General features: G+C 41.5%; 19 protein-coding genes. 3 read left to right on the plus strand and 16 right to left on the minus strand.

The window, feature by feature from the left end:
• Window positions 1–135 precede the first annotated feature (135 nt).
• Window positions 136–1488: a sigma-54-dependent transcriptional regulator gene (locus AC1RRY_RS10575; RefSeq protein WP_492821056.1), complete on the plus strand. Its 1353-nt coding sequence runs from the start codon at window positions 136–138 to the stop codon at window positions 1486–1488.
• 187 nt (window positions 1489–1675) lie between these two features.
• Here AC1RRY_RS10575 and AC1RRY_RS10580 read toward each other — a convergent pair whose 3' ends face one another.
• On the minus strand, window positions 1676–2320 hold the full coding sequence (locus AC1RRY_RS10580; protein ID WP_492821054.1) for a pyridoxamine 5'-phosphate oxidase family protein: 645 nt from the start codon (window positions 2318–2320) through the stop codon (window positions 1676–1678).
• Window positions 2321–2412: 92 nt separating this feature from the next.
• On the opposite strand from AC1RRY_RS10580, the gene AC1RRY_RS10585 reads away from it, so the two are divergent.
• Window positions 2413–3888, plus strand: a complete 1476-nt coding sequence (locus AC1RRY_RS10585; protein ID WP_492821052.1) for an aminotransferase-like domain-containing protein — start codon at window positions 2413–2415, stop codon at window positions 3886–3888.
• Here AC1RRY_RS10585 and AC1RRY_RS10590 read toward each other — a convergent pair.
• The 14 genes from AC1RRY_RS10590 to AC1RRY_RS10655 all read right to left on the minus strand — a co-directional run bounded on the left by AC1RRY_RS10590 (window position 3878) and on the right by AC1RRY_RS10655 (window position 15550).
• Complete coding sequence (locus AC1RRY_RS10590) at window positions 3878–4237, minus strand: ArsC family reductase (protein WP_492821050.1); 360 nt, start codon at window positions 4235–4237, stop codon at window positions 3878–3880. The two genes, AC1RRY_RS10585 and AC1RRY_RS10590, sit on opposite strands and share 11 nt — an antisense overlap.
• A gap of 151 nt (window positions 4238–4388) precedes the next feature.
• Complete coding sequence (locus AC1RRY_RS10595) at window positions 4389–4949, minus strand: DUF4136 domain-containing protein (protein ID WP_492821048.1); 561 nt, start codon at window positions 4947–4949, stop codon at window positions 4389–4391.
• A gap of 213 nt (window positions 4950–5162) precedes the next feature.
• The gene (gene aroB / locus AC1RRY_RS10600) at window positions 5163–6188 is read right to left on the minus strand and encodes a 3-dehydroquinate synthase (RefSeq protein ID WP_492821046.1); all 1026 of its coding nucleotides are present in this window, start codon (window positions 6186–6188) and stop codon (window positions 5163–5165) included.
• A 114-nt stretch (window positions 6189–6302) separates the two neighbouring features.
• Complete coding sequence (locus tag AC1RRY_RS10605; RefSeq protein WP_492821044.1) at window positions 6303–6539, minus strand: hypothetical protein; 237 nt, start codon at window positions 6537–6539, stop codon at window positions 6303–6305.
• Window positions 6508–7113 (minus strand): RNA polymerase sigma factor, encoded by a 606-nt coding sequence (locus AC1RRY_RS10610; RefSeq protein WP_337044707.1) that lies wholly within the window; start codon window positions 7111–7113, stop codon window positions 6508–6510. The genes AC1RRY_RS10605 and AC1RRY_RS10610 overlap by 32 nt, the downstream gene beginning before the upstream one ends.
• Before the next feature lie 559 nt (window positions 7114–7672).
• The gene (locus tag AC1RRY_RS10615) at window positions 7673–8365 is read right to left on the minus strand and encodes a YjjG family noncanonical pyrimidine nucleotidase (protein WP_492821042.1); all 693 of its coding nucleotides are present in this window, start codon (window positions 8363–8365) and stop codon (window positions 7673–7675) included.
• Window positions 8366–8374: 9 nt separating this feature from the next.
• The gene (locus AC1RRY_RS10620; protein WP_492821040.1) at window positions 8375–8692 is read right to left on the minus strand and encodes a (2Fe-2S) ferredoxin domain-containing protein; all 318 of its coding nucleotides are present in this window, start codon (window positions 8690–8692) and stop codon (window positions 8375–8377) included.
• Window positions 8693–8774: 82 nt separating this feature from the next.
• A complete protein-coding gene (locus AC1RRY_RS10625) occupies window positions 8775–9203 on the minus strand; it encodes a hypothetical protein (protein WP_492821038.1) in 429 nt (142 codons plus the stop codon).
• Between the two features lie 94 nt (window positions 9204–9297).
• Window positions 9298–10035, minus strand: coding sequence for a shikimate dehydrogenase family protein (locus tag AC1RRY_RS10630; protein ID WP_492821036.1), 738 nt, complete (start codon window positions 10033–10035; stop codon window positions 9298–9300).
• Window positions 10035–10682: a VTT domain-containing protein gene (locus AC1RRY_RS10635; RefSeq protein WP_492821034.1), complete on the minus strand. Its 648-nt coding sequence runs from the start codon at window positions 10680–10682 to the stop codon at window positions 10035–10037. Before AC1RRY_RS10635 ends, AC1RRY_RS10630 begins: the two co-directional genes overlap by 1 nt.
• Before the next feature lie 48 nt (window positions 10683–10730).
• On the minus strand, window positions 10731–11555 hold the full coding sequence (locus AC1RRY_RS10640) for a phosphosulfolactate synthase (RefSeq protein ID WP_492821032.1): 825 nt from the start codon (window positions 11553–11555) through the stop codon (window positions 10731–10733).
• 113 nt (window positions 11556–11668) lie between these two features.
• Window positions 11669–12442: a hypothetical protein gene (locus tag AC1RRY_RS10645; RefSeq protein WP_492821030.1), complete on the minus strand. Its 774-nt coding sequence runs from the start codon at window positions 12440–12442 to the stop codon at window positions 11669–11671.
• A 331-nt stretch (window positions 12443–12773) separates the two neighbouring features.
• Window positions 12774–14780, minus strand: a complete 2007-nt coding sequence (locus AC1RRY_RS10650; RefSeq protein WP_492892877.1) for a pseudouridine synthase — start codon at window positions 14778–14780, stop codon at window positions 12774–12776.
• A gap of 152 nt (window positions 14781–14932) precedes the next feature.
• Window positions 14933–15550 carry an inorganic pyrophosphatase gene (locus tag AC1RRY_RS10655; RefSeq protein WP_492821026.1) on the minus strand — a complete coding sequence of 206 codons (618 nt, stop codon included), beginning with the start codon at window positions 15548–15550 and terminating at the stop codon, window positions 14933–14935.
• Window positions 15551–15802: 252 nt separating this feature from the next.
• Here AC1RRY_RS10655 and uvrB point away from each other — a divergent pair, with 252 nt between their 5' ends.
• Complete coding sequence (gene uvrB / locus AC1RRY_RS10660) at window positions 15803–17830, plus strand: excinuclease ABC subunit UvrB (RefSeq protein ID WP_492821024.1); 2028 nt, start codon at window positions 15803–15805, stop codon at window positions 17828–17830.
• Window positions 17831–17884: 54 nt separating this feature from the next.
• On the opposite strand, the gene AC1RRY_RS10665 is transcribed toward uvrB, so the two are convergent.
• On the minus strand, window positions 17885–18346 hold the full coding sequence (locus AC1RRY_RS10665; protein WP_492821022.1) for a single-stranded DNA-binding protein: 462 nt from the start codon (window positions 18344–18346) through the stop codon (window positions 17885–17887).
• Between the last annotated feature and the right edge of the window lie 186 nt (window positions 18347–18532).

Genomic DNA, 18532 nt, shown 5'->3' on the forward strand with positions numbered 1-18532 from the left:
ATTAAAATATCAAAAAAAAATAATCAGTTTATTATCAATTAGTTATCTTAGCCCTCGCAAATTTATCCTTTGAACGGAATAATTTTTGTCGTAAAATGCATAAAACTACCTGATATTCTAATCTGAACTCGAATTATGTCAAAACTATTGATAATTGACGATGACGTAGATGTACTAAGTGCTGCCAAATTATTCCTGAAAAGACATTTTACTCAAGTTGATATTGAAAAAAATCCGGAACGGATTCCGTTTTTAGTTTCTAACGGCGACTATGACGTTATCTTACTGGATATGAACTTCACACGAGATGTGAACACCGGAAAAGAGGGTTTTGAATGGCTCGACCGGATACTTGATATTGACCCTAAAGCTTCGGTGGTACTGTTTACTGCCTACGGAGATGTGGAAATGGCCGTACGTGCCATTAAAGTCGGTGCCTCCGATTTTGTACTGAAACCCTGGGAAAACGAAAAACTGCTGGCAACCATGCAGTCGGCTCTTGAAATCAGAGAGCAACGCACCGGTAAAACCCCGACTGTGAAGCGCAAGACCGAAGGGAAAGTTGAGATTATTGGCAAAAGCCCTGCCATGCAGAAAATCTTCGAAACCATAGACAGGGTAGCAGCTACTGATGCCAACATTCTGATTTTGGGTGAAAATGGAACCGGGAAAGATGTGATAGCCCGCGCGATACACGAGAAATCGGATCGTTCCGAAAGTCCCTTTGTGCATGCCGATCTGGGCTCTATTTCTGAATCTCTGTTTGAAAGCGAATTATTCGGCCATGTGAAAGGCGCTTTTACCGACGCCCGCGAAGACCGCTTGGGACGCTTTGAAGAAGCTAACGGAGGCACCATATTCCTTGACGAAATCGGGAACATTCCTTTGCCACTACAGGCAAAGCTATTGACCGTTTTGCAGAACCGCAGTGTAACCAAAGTGGGGGCGAACAAATCGAAAAGTATTGATGTTCGTCTTATTTGTGCTACCAACGAGCCAATTCATGCCCGCGTAGCGCAACGAACTTTCCGTCAGGATTTACTCTACCGTATCAATACCATAGAAGTCAAACTTCCACCCTTGCGTGAAAGGATTGAAGACATACTGCCATTGGCTGAGCATTTCCTTAAAGTTTACAGGAAAAAATACAACCGTCCGGTAAGCAGCATAAGTGCTGCACTGATTAAACAACTGCAGCGCTACCAATGGCCGGGCAATGTGCGCGAATTGCAGCATGCCATTGAGAGGGCTGCCATCTTGTGCCAGGGTAATGTACTTCAACCGGAAGATTTCTTTGAAGGACATCCATTCGAAAAACAACAGGATTCGATGCCGTCTTTCGAGCAAACATTCCAGCTGGATGAAATGGAAAAAATGCTGATTATCAAAACGCTGAAGAAGTTTAACGGTAATATAACAGAAGCCGCTCGGGAGATGGGTCTGACGCGCCAGGCATTGTACAGAAGAGTGGAGAAATATGGAATTTAAATACTTTGTTAAATTACTCAAAAAGAAGGTGTCAAACAACAACCCCACTCTCTAATCTCTCTCCCCAACAGTGGGGAGAGAGACTCTTAACTCCTTCCCCATTGTTGGGGAAGGTCGGGATGGGGTTTTCTGGCAAATATTATTTGGCTCGAAATACTTTTTAGACACTCTCTTTGGTTTCCTAGAATTACCTCTTATAATTCAGCACATAGTCAGGAACGGGTATTTCCTGTGTCATTTTAGGGTCAGGTATCGGTTGATGCGCCTGTTGGCTCAATGGCAGCACTCCTGCCCATACCGGCCATTGTAAATCGTCTTCATCATCATTGGGGTTACCGGTTCTTACCTTGGCAGATACCTCCTCTATATCAAACGAAATTACCATCGTGGCTTTCATTTCTTTTGTGTTAGGCTGCCTTACCTCCTCCCAACGCCCTGGTATAACCTGATTCGTGAATGCTTCCAGCGCATCCCAACGTTCCTGTTCGTCGGTTACCAGCGTAGCCGCACTAAAAAGGACTACTGAACGATAATTGACCGAATGACTAAAAGCAGAACGTGCCAGCACTAAACCATCAAGAAAAGAGACCGTCAGGCAAACCCTTCGGCCATCGGCCAGGTTTCTCATAAAATGGCTTCCCACCGAACCATGAATATATATTTTATTGCCCATGCGGCAGTATCCTGTCGGTATCATCATGGGTTGTCCCTCTTGCACATAGGCAATGTGGCACAAAAGTCCTTCGTCAAGAATTTTGTAAATGGTCTCTTCGTCATAAACCCCTCTTTTAGCAGAGCGACTGATTTTGGTATTTGGTGTTATCGGATACATAATAGTAAAAAGATAATAGCGATTAATGCTGCAAATCTATACCTTTACTGGATTACCATACTCATCCATTTTCTCACAATCAGGTAGTCCAGATGAAAATACCTTTTAAAAGCCTTATCAGTTTCGACAAGTCAGTGTCTATCCCGGTATACATACAAATTGCCAACGCTGTAATCAAAAATATACAGGCCGGCATTCTGCCAACAAATACGCCATTGCCTGGCACACGGCAAATGGCTGAATTGCTACAGGTACACCGCAAAACGGTAATTGCAGCCTATGATGAGTTGCTGTCGCAGAACTGGGTTGAGACCATTCCACAAAAAGGAACATTCGTTGCAGGGAAATTGCCAACGCTGCAACCCGCGAAGCTGGCGACAGATATCACAAAAAAGGAGATTGACAATGTACTGAAAAGCCGACTGAATGTACACAGACGTATACCTCTGCCTCCCAGTATCAATCAAAGGCTTGCTTTTAACGATGGATTACCGGACGTGCGACTTGCCCCAAGAGAAGAATGGGCCAGGCTCTACGCCCACTATATACGCTATGCAGATTCGATGGAAATGGGATACACTCACCCACAGGGAAGTATACGTTTCCGCACAATTCTGGCACGGTACCTAAACGAAACCCGGGGTATACAGGTAACCGACAAGCATATTGTTAGTACCCGCGGGAGCCAGATGGGTATTTATCTCGCCGGTATGACTCTGCTTCAGGATGGTGATACAGCCGTTGTGGGTGAGTTAAATTACAGGGCAACCAATTACACATTCAGACAATTGGGAGCCCGCCTGATTACAATACCTGTGGATGATGACGGCCTGCAGGTAGATGCCATTGAAGAAATTTGTCAAACCGAAAAAGTAAAACTGGTTTACGTCACCTCACATCACTATCACCCTACCACTGTTACGCTGAAACCTGAAAGACGCCTGAAACTATTAGCACTGGCAGAAAAATATCAGTTTTTTATTGTGGAAGACGATTATGATTACGATTACCATTATGCCAACGCGCCTATTCTGCCACTGGCAAGTGCCGATAGATACGGTTGGGTAGTTTATCTGGGCTCGTTTACTAAACAAATTGCACCCACTTTCCGGGTAGGATATGTGGCGGCTCATGAAACCATTATTGACGAAATGACCCGACTCAGGCGCGTGATTGATCGGCAGAACGATTCGGTTCTGGAATACTGCCTGGCAGATATGCTTGAAAACGGGGATTTGAAACGCTACACAACCAAAGCCCTTAAAGTATATAGAGAACGGCGGGATTTCACCTGCGCTCTATTAAAAGAGTCATTGGGAGATAACATCGATTTTAAGATTCCTGACGGTGGGATGGCCATCTGGGCTAAATTTGGTTCTGGTGTTTCACTGGCGGCCCTTTCAGAAAAAGTAGCTGTGCAGGGGCTCTATCTGGCCAACGGACAAACCTATGCAGACGAAAACCCTGAGCTCAATGCCTGCCGCATGGGGTTTGCAGGTATGAACGAGAAAGAGACCGAAGATGCCGTTAGAATATTAAAGAAAGCCGTAGAAGCGCTTAGAGGTTAGTGGCAAAAATGGTTTTATACTGATCCGGCTTGAAACCGACGGCCACAACTTTATTACCGTCTTCAATAACCGGGCGCTTAATGATAGAGGTATTCTCGGTCATCAGTTGAATAGCCTTCGTTTCATCGCCTATAGTGTTTTTTACATCTTCGGGCAATTCTTTAAACGTAGTACTGGCTTTATTAAACACTTTTTCGAAAGATGCCTGTTCTATCCAGGTCTTCAATTTTTCAGCGCTGATGCCTTCTTTCCGGTAGTCATGAAACTGGTAGGCAATGTTATTGGCTTTCAGCCAGTCTAATGTTTTCTTAATCGTGTCGCAATTGGGTATTCCGTAAACTGTAAGCATCTGAATAAACGTAAAAATGAGGAATGGGACTCATTCCTCATTTTAATGATATAATATTTTACAAATCTTCTTTGGCCTGATCGATGGCAAATTTAACAAATAAACTGCGTTTTTGTGCATTTCCTGAAGCAAAGCATCAAATAGCTGTTCCTTAGAGTTCCTGTATTTTGCGTGGTTTTTCTCCGGCGGCAAAAAGCGGATACTGGTCAAAAATATTTCTTACCACACTTCTATAATAGTTAATAGGCTTATTAACATTTTTGTTAAATACACCCGAGGCATATCCTCTCCAGATTAAACGGCTGCTTTCGGCATCAAGCAACGATACCAGAATCATGCCACCGCCAAAATGGAAATTCTGTGCTTTATAAGTATCGTCTTCGTCAAAATGATTCACCCAGCGGTCTAAAGCAGGCTGGAAATATCCTTTGTAATCCACCCGATCACGAATAATACTGTAGCTAACCAATAAACCAGGTTCTTTGTCGGTTACTTTATAACCGCGTGCTTTCATTTGCCGACGGATAGCATCCTGAATTTCGGTACAAACAAAAGAGGTGTCGATCTCACAATTTAAAAAGTTGTAGGTTCTGTACTTAGTAAAGTCAGTTTCATAGCTATAATCATTATCTACCAGTAATTTCAGAGAATTACAACCTGAAAAGGCGAAGCCTAAGGCCACAAGAGCAGAGAGCAAATACAATTTTTTCATACGACATACAGATTAGATTATTTTCAGTTAAATAAAGCTTTGAACTAAATACTTAATAAACAATCTCACGTAGCTGTTGAGCGGATGCTCACCAAATATACTGCGTGTTTTATTAAAAGTCAAGTTAAGTTTAAGTGCTCAATCATCACCTTCCGCTCTAATGTCATACGTTTACCCGCGTCTTTGCAGTATTGCTTCTAAAAAACTATCCCATCAGTTCACATAGTATTCCAAAGCTCTTTTCATCTCGTTTTTCGATACTGCAATATCATACAAACAACTGCCGGCACCATTAATTAATGAGAAACGTATTTCTTTACCTTTATTCTTTTTGTCTTGCTGTGTGTGTTTAATAATTGCCTCAAAATCATCTGCTTTTACAGGCACTTTGCCATACACCGAAAATATAAACTCTTCAATCTGTGCTAATGTTTTCTCATGAAGCAAATTCCTTTCAAAAGCTATATACGACTCACAGAGCATTCCGGTTGCAATGGCTTCTCCATGAAGCAGCTTTTTTTTGCCTTTATCTAAAAAATAGGTCTCTACTGCGTGTCCAAGTGTGTGTCCGAAGTTCAGAATTTTACGCAATCCTTTCTCTGTCGGGTCTTGTTCCACCACTTTTTTCTTGATTTCAACCGAATGCGCTATCAGTTCTGGCAAGTTCTGTTGGTCTAAATCTTTATTTCTTATTTCATTCCATTTCTCTCCATCCTGTATGAGACAATGCTTGATAATTTCGGCAAAGCCCGAGCGTTTTTCTCTTTCAGAAAGCGTTTCAAGAAACAACGGGTCTATCAAAACCGCCTTAGGCAAGGTGAAAACTCCCAGATGATTTTTGAATCCATGAAAATCTATCCCCAGCTTCCCTCCTACACTGGCATCTACCTGTGCCAACAGTGTGGTAGGAATCTGAATAAAGTCTATGCCACGTTTATAGGTAGCAGCACAAAAACCACCCATGTCGCCTGTTACTCCTCCGCCGAGGTTTATCATCAGGGCATGCCGATCTAGTTCTGCATTGGTCATGGCCGACCATATCTGTTCACAAGTGCTCAGGTTTTTATGCTCTTCACCGTTCTTTACCGTAATAAGGGTATGCTTTGGTAAAGAATTCTTGATAAATGGGTAGCAGTATCTTTTGGTGTTGGTATCGGTCAGAACGATGATCTTTGAATAATCTTTCTGCGCCAGATAATGCTGCAGGCTTTCGGCTATGGGAGATATAATAACAGACATCTTACCTTTAATTCGTTAAAAAACCAAAGGTAATGAATCATTTAAAGATTTACTAAACGCCTCAGTGACATTTCGGGTTTAAGACCGGCTTGCCATAATGCAAAAAGCCCAAAATCAAATTTTGGGCTGGTAATTTCTAGAGAAATCTAAAATCTTGTCAATTGCTTTTTCTGAAGGCGAGAGTTGAATCTGGTCTAATCCTAATTTAATATCTGCACAATCAAGATAGAAGTCAAGTAACTCAGCATCATGAAGCATAGTGCCTTCAATCATTGTGTTTTCCTGACCCGATGTCTCGTTATACAAATAGCGAATTACATCATTTTGCGTATTGGTAAAGGTTTGTATCATAAGCATATGCGGTTTTACTCATCATTTTTCTAAGGTTGATGAGAGCATAACGCATTCTGCCTAACGCTGTGTTGATACTTACACCAGTAGCATCTGCGATTTCCTGAAAACTCATGTCGTCATAATGACGCATCACAAGCACTTCGCGCTGCTGGTCAGGAAGACGTTTAATCAAATCTCTTAGGTGCTCATGAGACTCTCTCTTGATTTGCATCGACTCAATAGAATCTTCGGCAAACTCGAGGGTGTTAAATACACTGCTTCCGTCTTCAAACACTACGCTAGGGTAGCGTTTCTCTCTACGGAAATAGTCAATTGCCAAATTGTGAGCTATTCTTAATACCCATGGAAGAAATTTACCTTCTTCGTTGTACTTTCCTTCGCGCAATACTTCTACTGCTTTGATAAAAGTGTCCTGTAGCAAATCTTCTGCTACATACTGATCTTTAACAACAAGGTAAATGGTAGTATAGACTTTAGACTTATAACGTTGTACAAGTGTGGCAAAAGCCTTTTCGTTACCGCGGATATACAATGATACTAGTTCACTATCGCTAACTTGGATTTTTCCCATTTCTGTATTTCAATTTAGTTAACGTAGAGGTTTATATCATATTGTATATACTGTGTTTAAATTCTGAAGATTTTTTTTGAATGGTTAAAGATAGAGAATAAAAATGATTCCTGTCAAGAGTTTGGCACAAAATTTTAGTTAATAATTTGTTAACAAACCAAATGATATTCGGAGTTTATTGTTCTATACCAAATAAAAACCGAAAAATGCCTTATACCATTTTGTTTAATCACTTTTTAATAACAATCTGAAAATCAATGCATTATGCTTGCATAATATTACATTGTTTTTGTGGGGAAAAGCGTCAGTTTCAGAAGGGGTAAATCTTCCACAAAATGCTTATCAGGGTTATCGGTGAGACAGATTCTTCTAAATAAAACTCAAAAAAATAATCTGATAAGAAAAAAAATGGTACTCGACTCCTGAATCTCGGATCAGAACAGACTTCTTTATTTCATCCTGTTCCGATACTGCTGCCGTATTATATACTAATTGTATTTTTCCGATACATCGTTAGTTGGTAGTTTCGGGTCAATAAATACTCCCAGGCCTTGCGTATCTATAAAATCTCTTTCAGCTCTATCAGCTTCTTAATTTCAAAGGTAGGTTTTTGTGCAGCCGATAGGCTATCCGGATTATAAAACACTGAATCCATACGGGCGTTGATGGCGCCAAGAATATCGGCCTCATAATTGTCACCAATCATAATGCTATCTTCAAGCCTTGCTTTAGTAACCTGAACCGCATAGTCAAAAATTCTTTTGTCAGGCTTGCGGGCTTCAGCTCTTTCGTTGGTAATTACTTCACCAAAGTAATGCTCAATTTTTGAGCTTTTTATCTTTCTTGCCTGCACATCCTGCCAGCCGTTGCTGATAATATGCAATTCATAGTTAGGCGCCAGAAAATCAAGTATTTCAAGAGTTCCCTCTATCAGGTGCGATTTCTGCGGCAGTAATTCCAGAAACGCCTCATTTAATTGTAAGCCGAATTGTTCATCTGCTTCTACTCCCAGATTAACCAGCGTATCCCTGAAACGACGACGACGCAGTTCTTCATGCGTAATCTGGTTTGTTTCCAGCATTGTCCAGTAACGTCTGTTTACTATCGAAAACTCGCGCTGAAAAACACTCAGTTCTGCAATATTCGAAGATTTCAATCCGAAGCTTTCATATAATTCAGCCAACGATTCCCTGGAATTTTTCTCAAAATCCCAAAGTGTATGATCCAGATCAAAAAATAGATGCTTATACATAATTGGATCTTATGCCTTTGCAGGAAATTTCAGCGACAGACGATCTACCGGTTGGTCATTAACCAAATGGCTTTCAACAATTTCTTCTACATCTGTCAGTTGTACATTGCCATACCATACCCCTTCCGGATACACCACCATTGATGGCCCAAAGGCACAGGCATCCAGACAACCCGATTTCTGTGCTCTGATATCCAGATGCAAACCTCTCTCTTTTAAAGATGCCTTGAAGGCTTCAACCAATTCCATACCATGTACACTCCCGCAGGATTTCTTCGGAGCCTCTTTGTCGTTGGTACAAATAAAAACGTGCTTCTTAAATTTCATAAATGTTATTAAAAGTAAAGACGCCACAAAGCTACGAAAACTTTGCGGCGTCTTTGTATTTTATAAATGTTCTTTCAACAAATCAGAACCAGCCGAATGGATCCCACAGACCACCTATACCCCACAACACAGTAGAAATAATACATCCCCAAAGTGCTTTTCTAACTTCATCATGATCATTTTCAGTTATCAAATAAACCAGACCCAAACCCACAATGCCCAGGCAACAACCCCACCAGAAACCACCCACAACAGGCATATCCTTAATTGTCAGAAAATTCGTTTCGGTAGTCGTAATCAGCTCCAGTCCATTCAATAATTCAGGATTATCCTTCTTAACTGTTTCAACAGTTGCTTCAGGGTGTTCTGCCAGATACTTCTCCAGTTTCTCAAGTCTGGCGAACTCATTGTCGATTGATGTTTCTTTGAACTCCAAATCTTTCGGAGCAGCAAAAACTGAAACAACGATTCCGAAAAGGAAAATTATCAAAAAAGATAGTTTTGTATTCATTGATGTGAAAAATTTAATTGCTTAAAATTATGCACTCTGTTTACAAGATGCCATTTTTTAACAAAGGGTTGCTTCAGAAAGACTGCGTATTTAACTAAGAATTCCATATCTCCCAGGCTTTTTCTGCCTGCAGATGCAGCATTTTTAAACCGTTATGTGTTTTAGCTCCCTGTTCCTCTCCCTTTTGCAAAAACAAAGTTTGAACCGGATTATAAACCAGATCGTAGAGATAATGATTGGTAGTCAAGTGGTCATAGGGAATATCAGGGCATATATCAGCCTTAGGGTAGGTGCCCACAGGCGAAGAGTTGATTATTAGCTGATAATTATCAATCTCTGTTTTTAAATCTTCATACCCCAGTGTATCTTCAGTTTTCGAGCGGGAGACTATCTTAAACGGAATCGATAAATCTGTCAGGGCAGCAACTACTGCCTTGGCAGCACCACCATTACCTAACACAAGGGCTTTCAATGAAACATTGGCGGGTATGAACTCTTCCAAAGACGTTTTGAAACCGTAATAATCAGAATTGTAGCCAATCAGTTTTCTGTCTTCGGCAATCTTGATGACATTCACTGCTCCTACTTTCAGGGCAGAGGCGTCGAAACCATCAAGAAAAGGCGTGACAGCCTGTTTATGTGGAATAGTAACATTAAGCCCTTTCAGATCAGGCTGGTTACTGATTAAATCAGTGAACTGCTCAATATCAGGAAGCTCGAACAACTCATAGGCATGGCTATGTGCTATACCCATCTGTTCAAACTTTTCGGTAAAATATTTCTTCGAAAAGGAATGCCCGAGCGGATATCCTATCAGTCCAAAGATATTCATTATGCTTTATTGAAAAATTTGGCTTTGATTATCGCCCATATCATAGGGGCAATCGAAATGAAAACAATTCCTAACACAACTTTTTCGAAGTTGGATTTCACCCATTCATTTGAGCCCAGAAAATATCCGAGAAGCGTAATGGAAGTTACCCACAAGATAGCCCCAAGAATACAGAACATGATATATTTCGGGTATTTCATGCTTCCGGCACCGGCTACAAAGGGGGCAATGGTACGCACGATAGGCATAAAACGAGCTAAAATTACAGTTTTGCCCCCGTTTTTCTCATAAAACTCTTCAGTTTGAGTGATATAAGAGCGTTTCAGAAAAAGTATTTTATCTCTTGACTTAATATAATTGCTGAAGTTCTTACCTACCAGATAATTCACGTTATCTCCCATTAATGCAGCCAGAATAAGCAACGGGATAATGATGGTTACATCCAGCTTCCCAGTTGACGAGGCCAGCAGGCCTGCCGCAAAAAGAAGAGAGTCACCCGGTAAAAGAGGCATGATTATCAGGCCGGTTTCAACAAAAACTATCAGAAACAGAATACCGTAAGTGAGTGTATCATATTTATCAAGAAAACCCTGTAATGTTAAAAGCGGGTCTTTCAATAAGTCTATCAGAAAGTGTATGATTTCCATAAAAGTGTATCTTCCGCCATAAGCGTAAGTGTTGTTTATTGAAGGGAATTATTCATCCTGGGCAATGCGACGGTCGCTACTGTATTTACCCAATTTGAAGCGTTTTTTGGTTTTTTCTGTCAGGAATGTACCGAAAGTATCACCTCTTAAGCCTAAACGGATGGTCTCTAATGGTATTACCTCGTTTGGCGCTATGTTTCCTACGTTAACATTAGGGCCTACCAGTTTTACAAAATATACCTGTTGCGATTTCTGTGGCGCTTCCCATATAATCTTCTCTGCCGGAATAGCATGAATAATCTCATCAACCAAACCCTGACGCACCTCACCGCTACTACGGAACAAACCCACGTTACCCCCTTCACGTGCCTCGCCAATCACTTTCCATGCCCCCGCATCCAACTCGGCCTGCATCATTTCAATCCATTTATAGGGAGCAAAAATCTTCTCTGCATCTTTTGAACCCACTTCCGAAAGTACCTTTGCTCTTTTGGCCAGACGGGTAATGTATCCGCATTTTTCGTCATGAGCAATTTCAATAGAGCCATCAGAAACCTCACAATACTCTAAGTTAAATTCATCCAATACTCTCAGATAGTCCTCAAACTGGTCTCTTACTACAAACGCCTCAAAGAGTGTTCCGCCGAAGTAAACCGGAATACCCGCATCTTTATAAACTTTTAATTTATCCTTAAGATTTGGTGTTACGAAGGAAGTTGCCCAACCTAGTTTTACGATGTCAATATGTGGTGCAGAAATAGACAGCATGTCTTCTGTCTCTCTGATACTCAACCCTTTATCCATCACCATTGTTAAACCTGACTCCCGGGGCTTACCTGTACGTTTAGGAACTTGACTTAGGTTATAATTCATTCTATATCTCTACTTTTTTGCAAATGTAATAATTTTTGGATAATCAGAGGTATTTATCTCTTTGAGTGGTAGCAAATAAAATACCCAACAGTATAGTGAAGCCATTTATACTATTATAAGGCATACTTATGCTGAATTGTTAACAAAAGCCAGTTGAGCCCTACAAAGTACCCAATAATGGGTGAGATTCCATAGCCCATTATCATTATAGGGAAATGGCCGATAAACGCCGAACACAGGTTAATAGAAAAATACAAACCGAGTGAAACAGCCAGTAGTCTGTATTTACCTTCAGCCCGAACAAAAAACGGCAGAGGCAATAAAGCGAGAGAAAAGATTGCGGCCAACTTCAAATAAGCACTTATAATTCCTGCCAATTGTACAATGCTCTCCACATAATTTACTGGCTTCAGTGTGTCAAGGTTCAACCATACGTAGGCATTGCAGCTTAGGGTCAGGAGCATTAACAAAACCCTTACAATACTATTTTTGGTATTATTCCACAGCAAAATATAGGCCGGAATTGAAAATGCTGATACCTGGGATGCATCAGGCTGACAGAGTAATAAAATGGTTATTATTGCAGCCAATAAAAAAGACTTGGGAGACTCACCCAGATAAAAAACAATTATCAGGAAAATAGGGCAGGTAATCAAGCCCGCATTTAAATTCAGACCTCCTGCCAAAACCCAACGATGGACGCCTTCCATCCCTTTATCAAAAAAAGTGAGCGAAAGAAATGCCGTTAACAAAACCGCGGTCATCGAGAGATTAAAAGCTTTAAAGTTATACTGTTTGACTTGAACAACTTGAGTAATTAAAATACCCAAACCTGTAACAATCAGATTGGCAAGCCACACGCTTTTCGGAATATTAAAATAGTGCATGGTATATGCCCCGATAAGGCATGCAGGTAATACTATAAACGGAACTAAGTAGAGACTTTTATTTCTCCGTTCGGATAATGCAGAGGCAGCCATTTAATTGAGCAATAAGGTTATGAATAATCAGGAAAGAGCACAGAAATGATTCGTTTATTAAAACGTTTCAGATTCAAACTTACTAAATAAGCATGGTAAAATCATTTTCAGCAGGCGAAAAAAAATCGGCTTTAAGCCCCAAATAAAGAAGCTATAAAGCCGAATTAATCTTATGTTTTATTAAAATGCCTGTATTCCTGATCAGGTAATGCTTGCCGGATATCAGACTTTTCTTATGTTATATCATATATTTTAATCTGATCACCTCTTTCTCTGTCAGGAAACGCCACTTACCTCTCGGCAAATCTTTCTTGTTCAAACCTGCATAGGTGGTTCGGTCCAGTTTTAGTACTTCATATCCGAAATTTTCAAAAATACGGCGTACAATCCGGTTTTTACCACTATGAATCTCAATACCCACTACTTCGGCATCTGGTGTTACCAAACCAAGGTCGTCTGGTTTTACAAAACCGTCTTCCAGTTCAACACCATTTTTGATTTCCTCAAAGTGTTCGTCAGTGATCGGTTTATCCAATTCAACCTGATAAATTTTTCTTATTTCGTTAGAAGGATGAGACAATTTTTCAGCCAGTTCGCCATCATTAGTCAATAATAGTAAACCTGTGGTATTTCTATCCAAACGCCCTACCGGATAAACTCGTTCTTCGCAAGCATTCGCCACTAAGTCCATCACGGTTTTGCGTTCGTTCGGGTCTTCTGTAGTGGTAATGAAATCCTTGGGTTTGTTCAGTAATAAATAAACCATTTTTTCACGGTTCAGTATTTTCTTTCCATACTTCACCACGTCGCTGGGCTTTACTTTGTAACCCATTTCAATAATTTCTTTCCCGTTAACAGTAATCTGTCCTGAAGCAATCAGTTCGTCTGCATCACGGCGCGAAGCAATACCTGCATTAGATATGTAGCGGTTCAGCCTGATTGACTCATCTGTTTTCCTTTCTTCCTGAGCTGCCACTTTTTTCTGAACCCTCACAGGCAGCTTGCTCTTCATTTTTTCAAGATTATAATTAGGCGCAGCTGACGGTGAAGACGTCGCCTGATTATCTTTTCTTTCTACCTTACCGCCTCTGCCATAACCTCTTTCTTCACGTCTATCGTCTCGATTGTCAAATCGGGGTTTCTCTCTGTCAAATGATCTCTTTTCAGTAAAATCGCCTTCTTCTCTTTTCACGAATGGGCGTTCAGGACGATCTCCGGTTGACGGTCTTCTATCGCCATAAGCGCCTTTCTTCTCAAATCCGCCTTCCTCTCTTCTTGCGAACGGGCGTTCAGGACGATCTCCTGTTGACGGTCTTCTATCACCATAAGTGCTTTTCTTCTCAAATCCGCCTTCCTCTCTTCTTGCGAATGGGCGTTCCGGACGATCTCCTGTAAATGGTTTTCTATCACCATAAGCGCCTTTCTTCTCAAATCCGCCTTCTTCTCTTTTCACGAATGGGCGTTCAGGGCGATCTCCGGTAAATGGTTTTCTATCACCATAAGCGCTTTTCTTCTCAAATCCGCCTCCATCTCTTTTCGCAAATGGGCGTTCAGGGCGATCACCTGTAAATGGTTTTCTATCACCATAAGCGCTTTTCTTCTCAAATCCGCCTCCATCTCTTTTCGCAAATGGGCGTTCAGGGCGATCACCTGTAAATGGTTTTCTATCACCATAAGCGCTTTTCTTCTCAAATCCGCCTTCTTCTCTTCTCGCGAACGGGCGTTCAGGGCGATCTCCGGTAAATGGTTTTTTATCACCATAAGCACTTTTCTTCTCAAATCCTCCTTCTTCTCTTCTCGCGAATGGGCGTTCCGGGCGATCACCGGTTGACGGTTTTCTATCGCCGTAAGCACGCTTCTTCTCAAATCCACCTTCCTCTCTTCTTGCAAATGGGCGTTCAGGGCGATCACCTGTTGACGGTTTTCTATCGCCATAAGCACGCTTTTTATCAAAACCACCTTCCTCTCTTTTCGAGAATGGGCGTTCTGACGGTTCACTTGTAAATGGTTTTTTAGCGCCAAATGGTCTTTTTTCGCCGAAACGTGGCTCAGAGAAACTTCTTTCGAATCCTTCTTTTTTGGGGAAATTGCTTTTCGGTTTGGCTGAGAAGTCAGCTTTCTTACTGGCATAAGGACGTTTATCGTCCGAGTAGCTTTTTTTATCCGAACGTCTGTCGGAACTAGGAGAGACCGGTTTATCTTTACCCTCCCTTCTTGGTCTCGGAGGTCTTTCTGTATTCTTCATTGAGTTTGCAGCATCACTGCTGTAATTTATTGATTATCAAGTGCAAAGCTACAACAATTAATTGAGATTCCTAAATTGTACCCTACACATAAAACAAAAGAGGCATAACGTTTATCGGGTTATGCCTCATCATTAATTATTAACTGTTACGATTAAATCGGCTTAAAAATCAAATCCCGGTAGTCCATCATCGATTTCCTGATTACTTCATGTGCTCCTTCTCTGCCATATACGTTCGATATCTCAATGGCGTTTTTCTCGTCCGGCAAGCTTTTGTAAGTAAGAAAATAGTGTTTCAAACGAGCTAGTATAGCCTCCGGTAGCTCGCTGATATCCTGATATTTCTGATAAATAGGGTCAGCTACCAATACGGCAATAATCTTATCGTCGGCTTCGCCTTTATCTAACAAACACAACCCACCGATGGGTATAGCCTGCAGCAAAATATCACCGTGGGGAATATGGTGGCTCGATAACACGCAAATATCCAAAGGGTCACCGTCACCCTCTGTTACTTTATTTGAACCTCGTTCACGGGCCAGTTTGGCCACCTCTTCGCCACAATAGGTTTGAGGTATGAAACCATACAATGAGGGGATAATATTTGAATATTTCTGAGGACGATCTATTTTCAAGTAACCCGATTCTTTGTCTATTTCATATTTAATGGTGTCAGACGGTACAATCTCAATAAATGTGGTTACTGTTTCAGGGGCCTTTTCTCCAACCGGAATACCATGCCAAGGGTGTGCTTTGTAAACTGGCTTCATAAAACTTGTTTTTTCAGCAAAATAAACACAATTCCATCAAAATCTCATACTGATTTCTGTACAGAACCTGAGTTAATTTTATATTCTATGAATTATCCTGTCGTAACACAGACAAATTATATCTTTGCTGAAACCTGATATTAACCAATTATACCACAAACCTTTTACGAATTCTGAATATCGGAAAACACGAAACTATAACTATCAAAGTTTTGTTTTGACTGGATAGGCATACCGACAAGATTCATACTTATGCAATACAAACTAACCTCAGACTATCAACCTACCGGCGACCAGCCGCAGGCCATTGTGAAGCTGGTAGAAGGAATGAGAAACGGTGAAGAAACCCAGGTTTTGCTGGGTGTTACTGGTTCCGGTAAAACATTTACAGTGGCCAATGTAATTGCTCAGCTCGACCGGCCTGTACTTATACTAAGCCACAACAAAACACTGGCTGCGCAGCTATATGGTGAGTTTAAACAGTTCTTTCCAGAAAACGCGGTAGAGTATTTCATCAGCTACTACGACTACTATCAGCCCGAGGCATATATTGCTACTACCAATACTTATATTGAAAAGGACCTCATGATTAATGAGGAAATTGACAAACTGAGGCTTTCAACGGTGTCTTCCCTCATGTCGGGTCGGCGCGACGTCGTCGTGGTAGCTTCTGTTTCCTGTATATATGGTGCGGGTAATCCTAATGAAATGAAGCAGAGTATCATTCAGGTAAAGGTAGGAGAAATTGCCAGTCGTAATCAGTTTTTATATCGTCTGGTATCGATTCTCTATTCCCGCACCGAAGCCGAATTTACACGCGGTAGTTTCAGAGTAAAGGGTGATACCGTTGACTTGTACCCAAGCTATGCTGATTTTGCCTATCGGTTTATTTTCTTTGGCGACGAAATTGAAGAGATTCACCGGATTGACCCGACTAATGGCAAAAAGCTGTCATCCGAAAAACAGATTGCCATTTTCCCTGCTAACCTGTTCGTAACCGGTCGGGATGTAATGAACAACGCCATCCATGAGATTCAGGATGAAATGGTAAAACAGATTAAATATTTCGAGTCAGATGGCCGGAGACTCGAAGCACAACGCATACAGGAACGAACCGAATTTGACCTCGAAATGATGCGGGAACTGGGCTACTGCTCGGGCATTGAAAACTATTCCAGGTTTTTCGACAGGCGTCAGCCCGGTCAAAGACCTTTCTGCCTGCTGGATTATTTCCCAGAAGACTTTATATTAGTAGTAGACGAAAGCCATGCATCTATGCCCCAAATACGGGCTATGTGGGGTGGTGACCGCTCTCGTAAGGAATCTCTGGTAGAGTATGGTTTCCGTCTACCCTCGGCTATGGACAACCGCCCGTTGAAATTTCAGGAATTTGAAGAACTGGTAGGCCAGACCATTTACGTAAGTGCTACCCCGGCCGATTACGAAATACGCAAAGCCGAAGGCGTGGTAGTAGAACAGATCATCCGCCCTACCGGACTACTGGATCCACAAATTGAGGTGAGACCGAGCATTAATCAGATTGATGATTTATTAGAAGAGATTCATATTCGTGTAGAAAAAAAAGAACGGGTACTGATTACTACGCTTACCAAAAGAATGGCGGAAGAACTAAGCCGGTATCTGGATAAAGTGGGTATCAAAGGCCGATACATTCACTCGGAAGTGAAAACTTTTGAGCGGGTGGAAATTCTGCGAGAACTCAGACTCGGTGTGTTTGATGTGCTGGTGGGTGTCAACCTTTTACGGGAAGGGCTCGACTTGCCGGAGGTATCGCTGGTAGCTATTATGGATGCCGATAAAGAGGGATTCCTGCGCGACATCCGCTCGTTGATACAAACCATTGGCCGTGCTGCCCGTAACGAAAACGGTAAAGTACTAATGTATGCCGATAACATAACCGGTTCTATGGCCAAAGCGATTGAAGAAACCGACAGACGCCGGGCCATACAAATGGCTTATAATGAAGCCAACGGAATTGTGCCAAAAACCGTGTTTAAAAGTAAAGAGGCAATTATGGAACAAACCTCTATTGCCGACAGCCGACACAGCACCAAGACTTACTATATTGAGCCACAGGAAGTCAGCATAGCAGCCGACCCTGTTGTGAACTATATGAATAAAGGGCAACTGCAGAAACTACTCGACGAAGTACAAAGGAAAATGGAACGTGCCGCCAAAGAACTCGACTTCCTGGAAGCAGCGCGTTTCAGAGATGAGATGATGCAATTGAAAGAGAAAATCGAGAAGGTACCGGCATAAAAAAGATAGGGGGCTCAAAGTTTGAGCCCCTTATCTTTTTTTATTGGTGATTATTTAAAACGGTAAATCATCAGCCCCATCTCCGGCCATTTCAGTAGGCGGAGGGGTTGGTACAGGAGGTGTCTTAGGTGCAAAATTGCTGCCACCTTGCGAAGGCGCAGCGTCGCTATCTTCGGCAGTACTGCTTCTACCACCTAACAACTGAATAGCTGTGCCTCTAATACGTGTTGTATATTTCTCCTGTCCATTCTGGTCAGTCCATTTCTCAGTACGTATCTTTCCCTCAATATAGGCCATATCACCTTTTTTCAGATATTGTTCGGCGATATTCGCCAGATTCTCCCACAACTCTATTCTATGCCATTCTGTTTGCTCTACTCTTTCTCCATTTCTGTTGGTATAGTTTTCTGAGGTGGCAATGCTGAAGTTTACTACTTTACCACCACTCGGAAGCGTGCGGACTTCGGGGTCTGAACCCAATCTTCCTAATAAAATTACTTTGTTTACACCAGCCATCTTCTAATATGTTTTGATTTTATGTCGTTTTGAATGAAAACAAATTTACTAATAAAATATGAAATTTTCTACGCAAAAATCACCATTTATTTTATTAATCGGGCACTATACAATCCAACTTTATACCCTCAAACCGACCTATTGATATTTGAGAAAAATACCGAGATTACAATACGCTGCCAAATC

The sequence above is a fragment of the Emticicia sp. GW821-FHT11C11 genome (genome assembly GCF_058808615.1).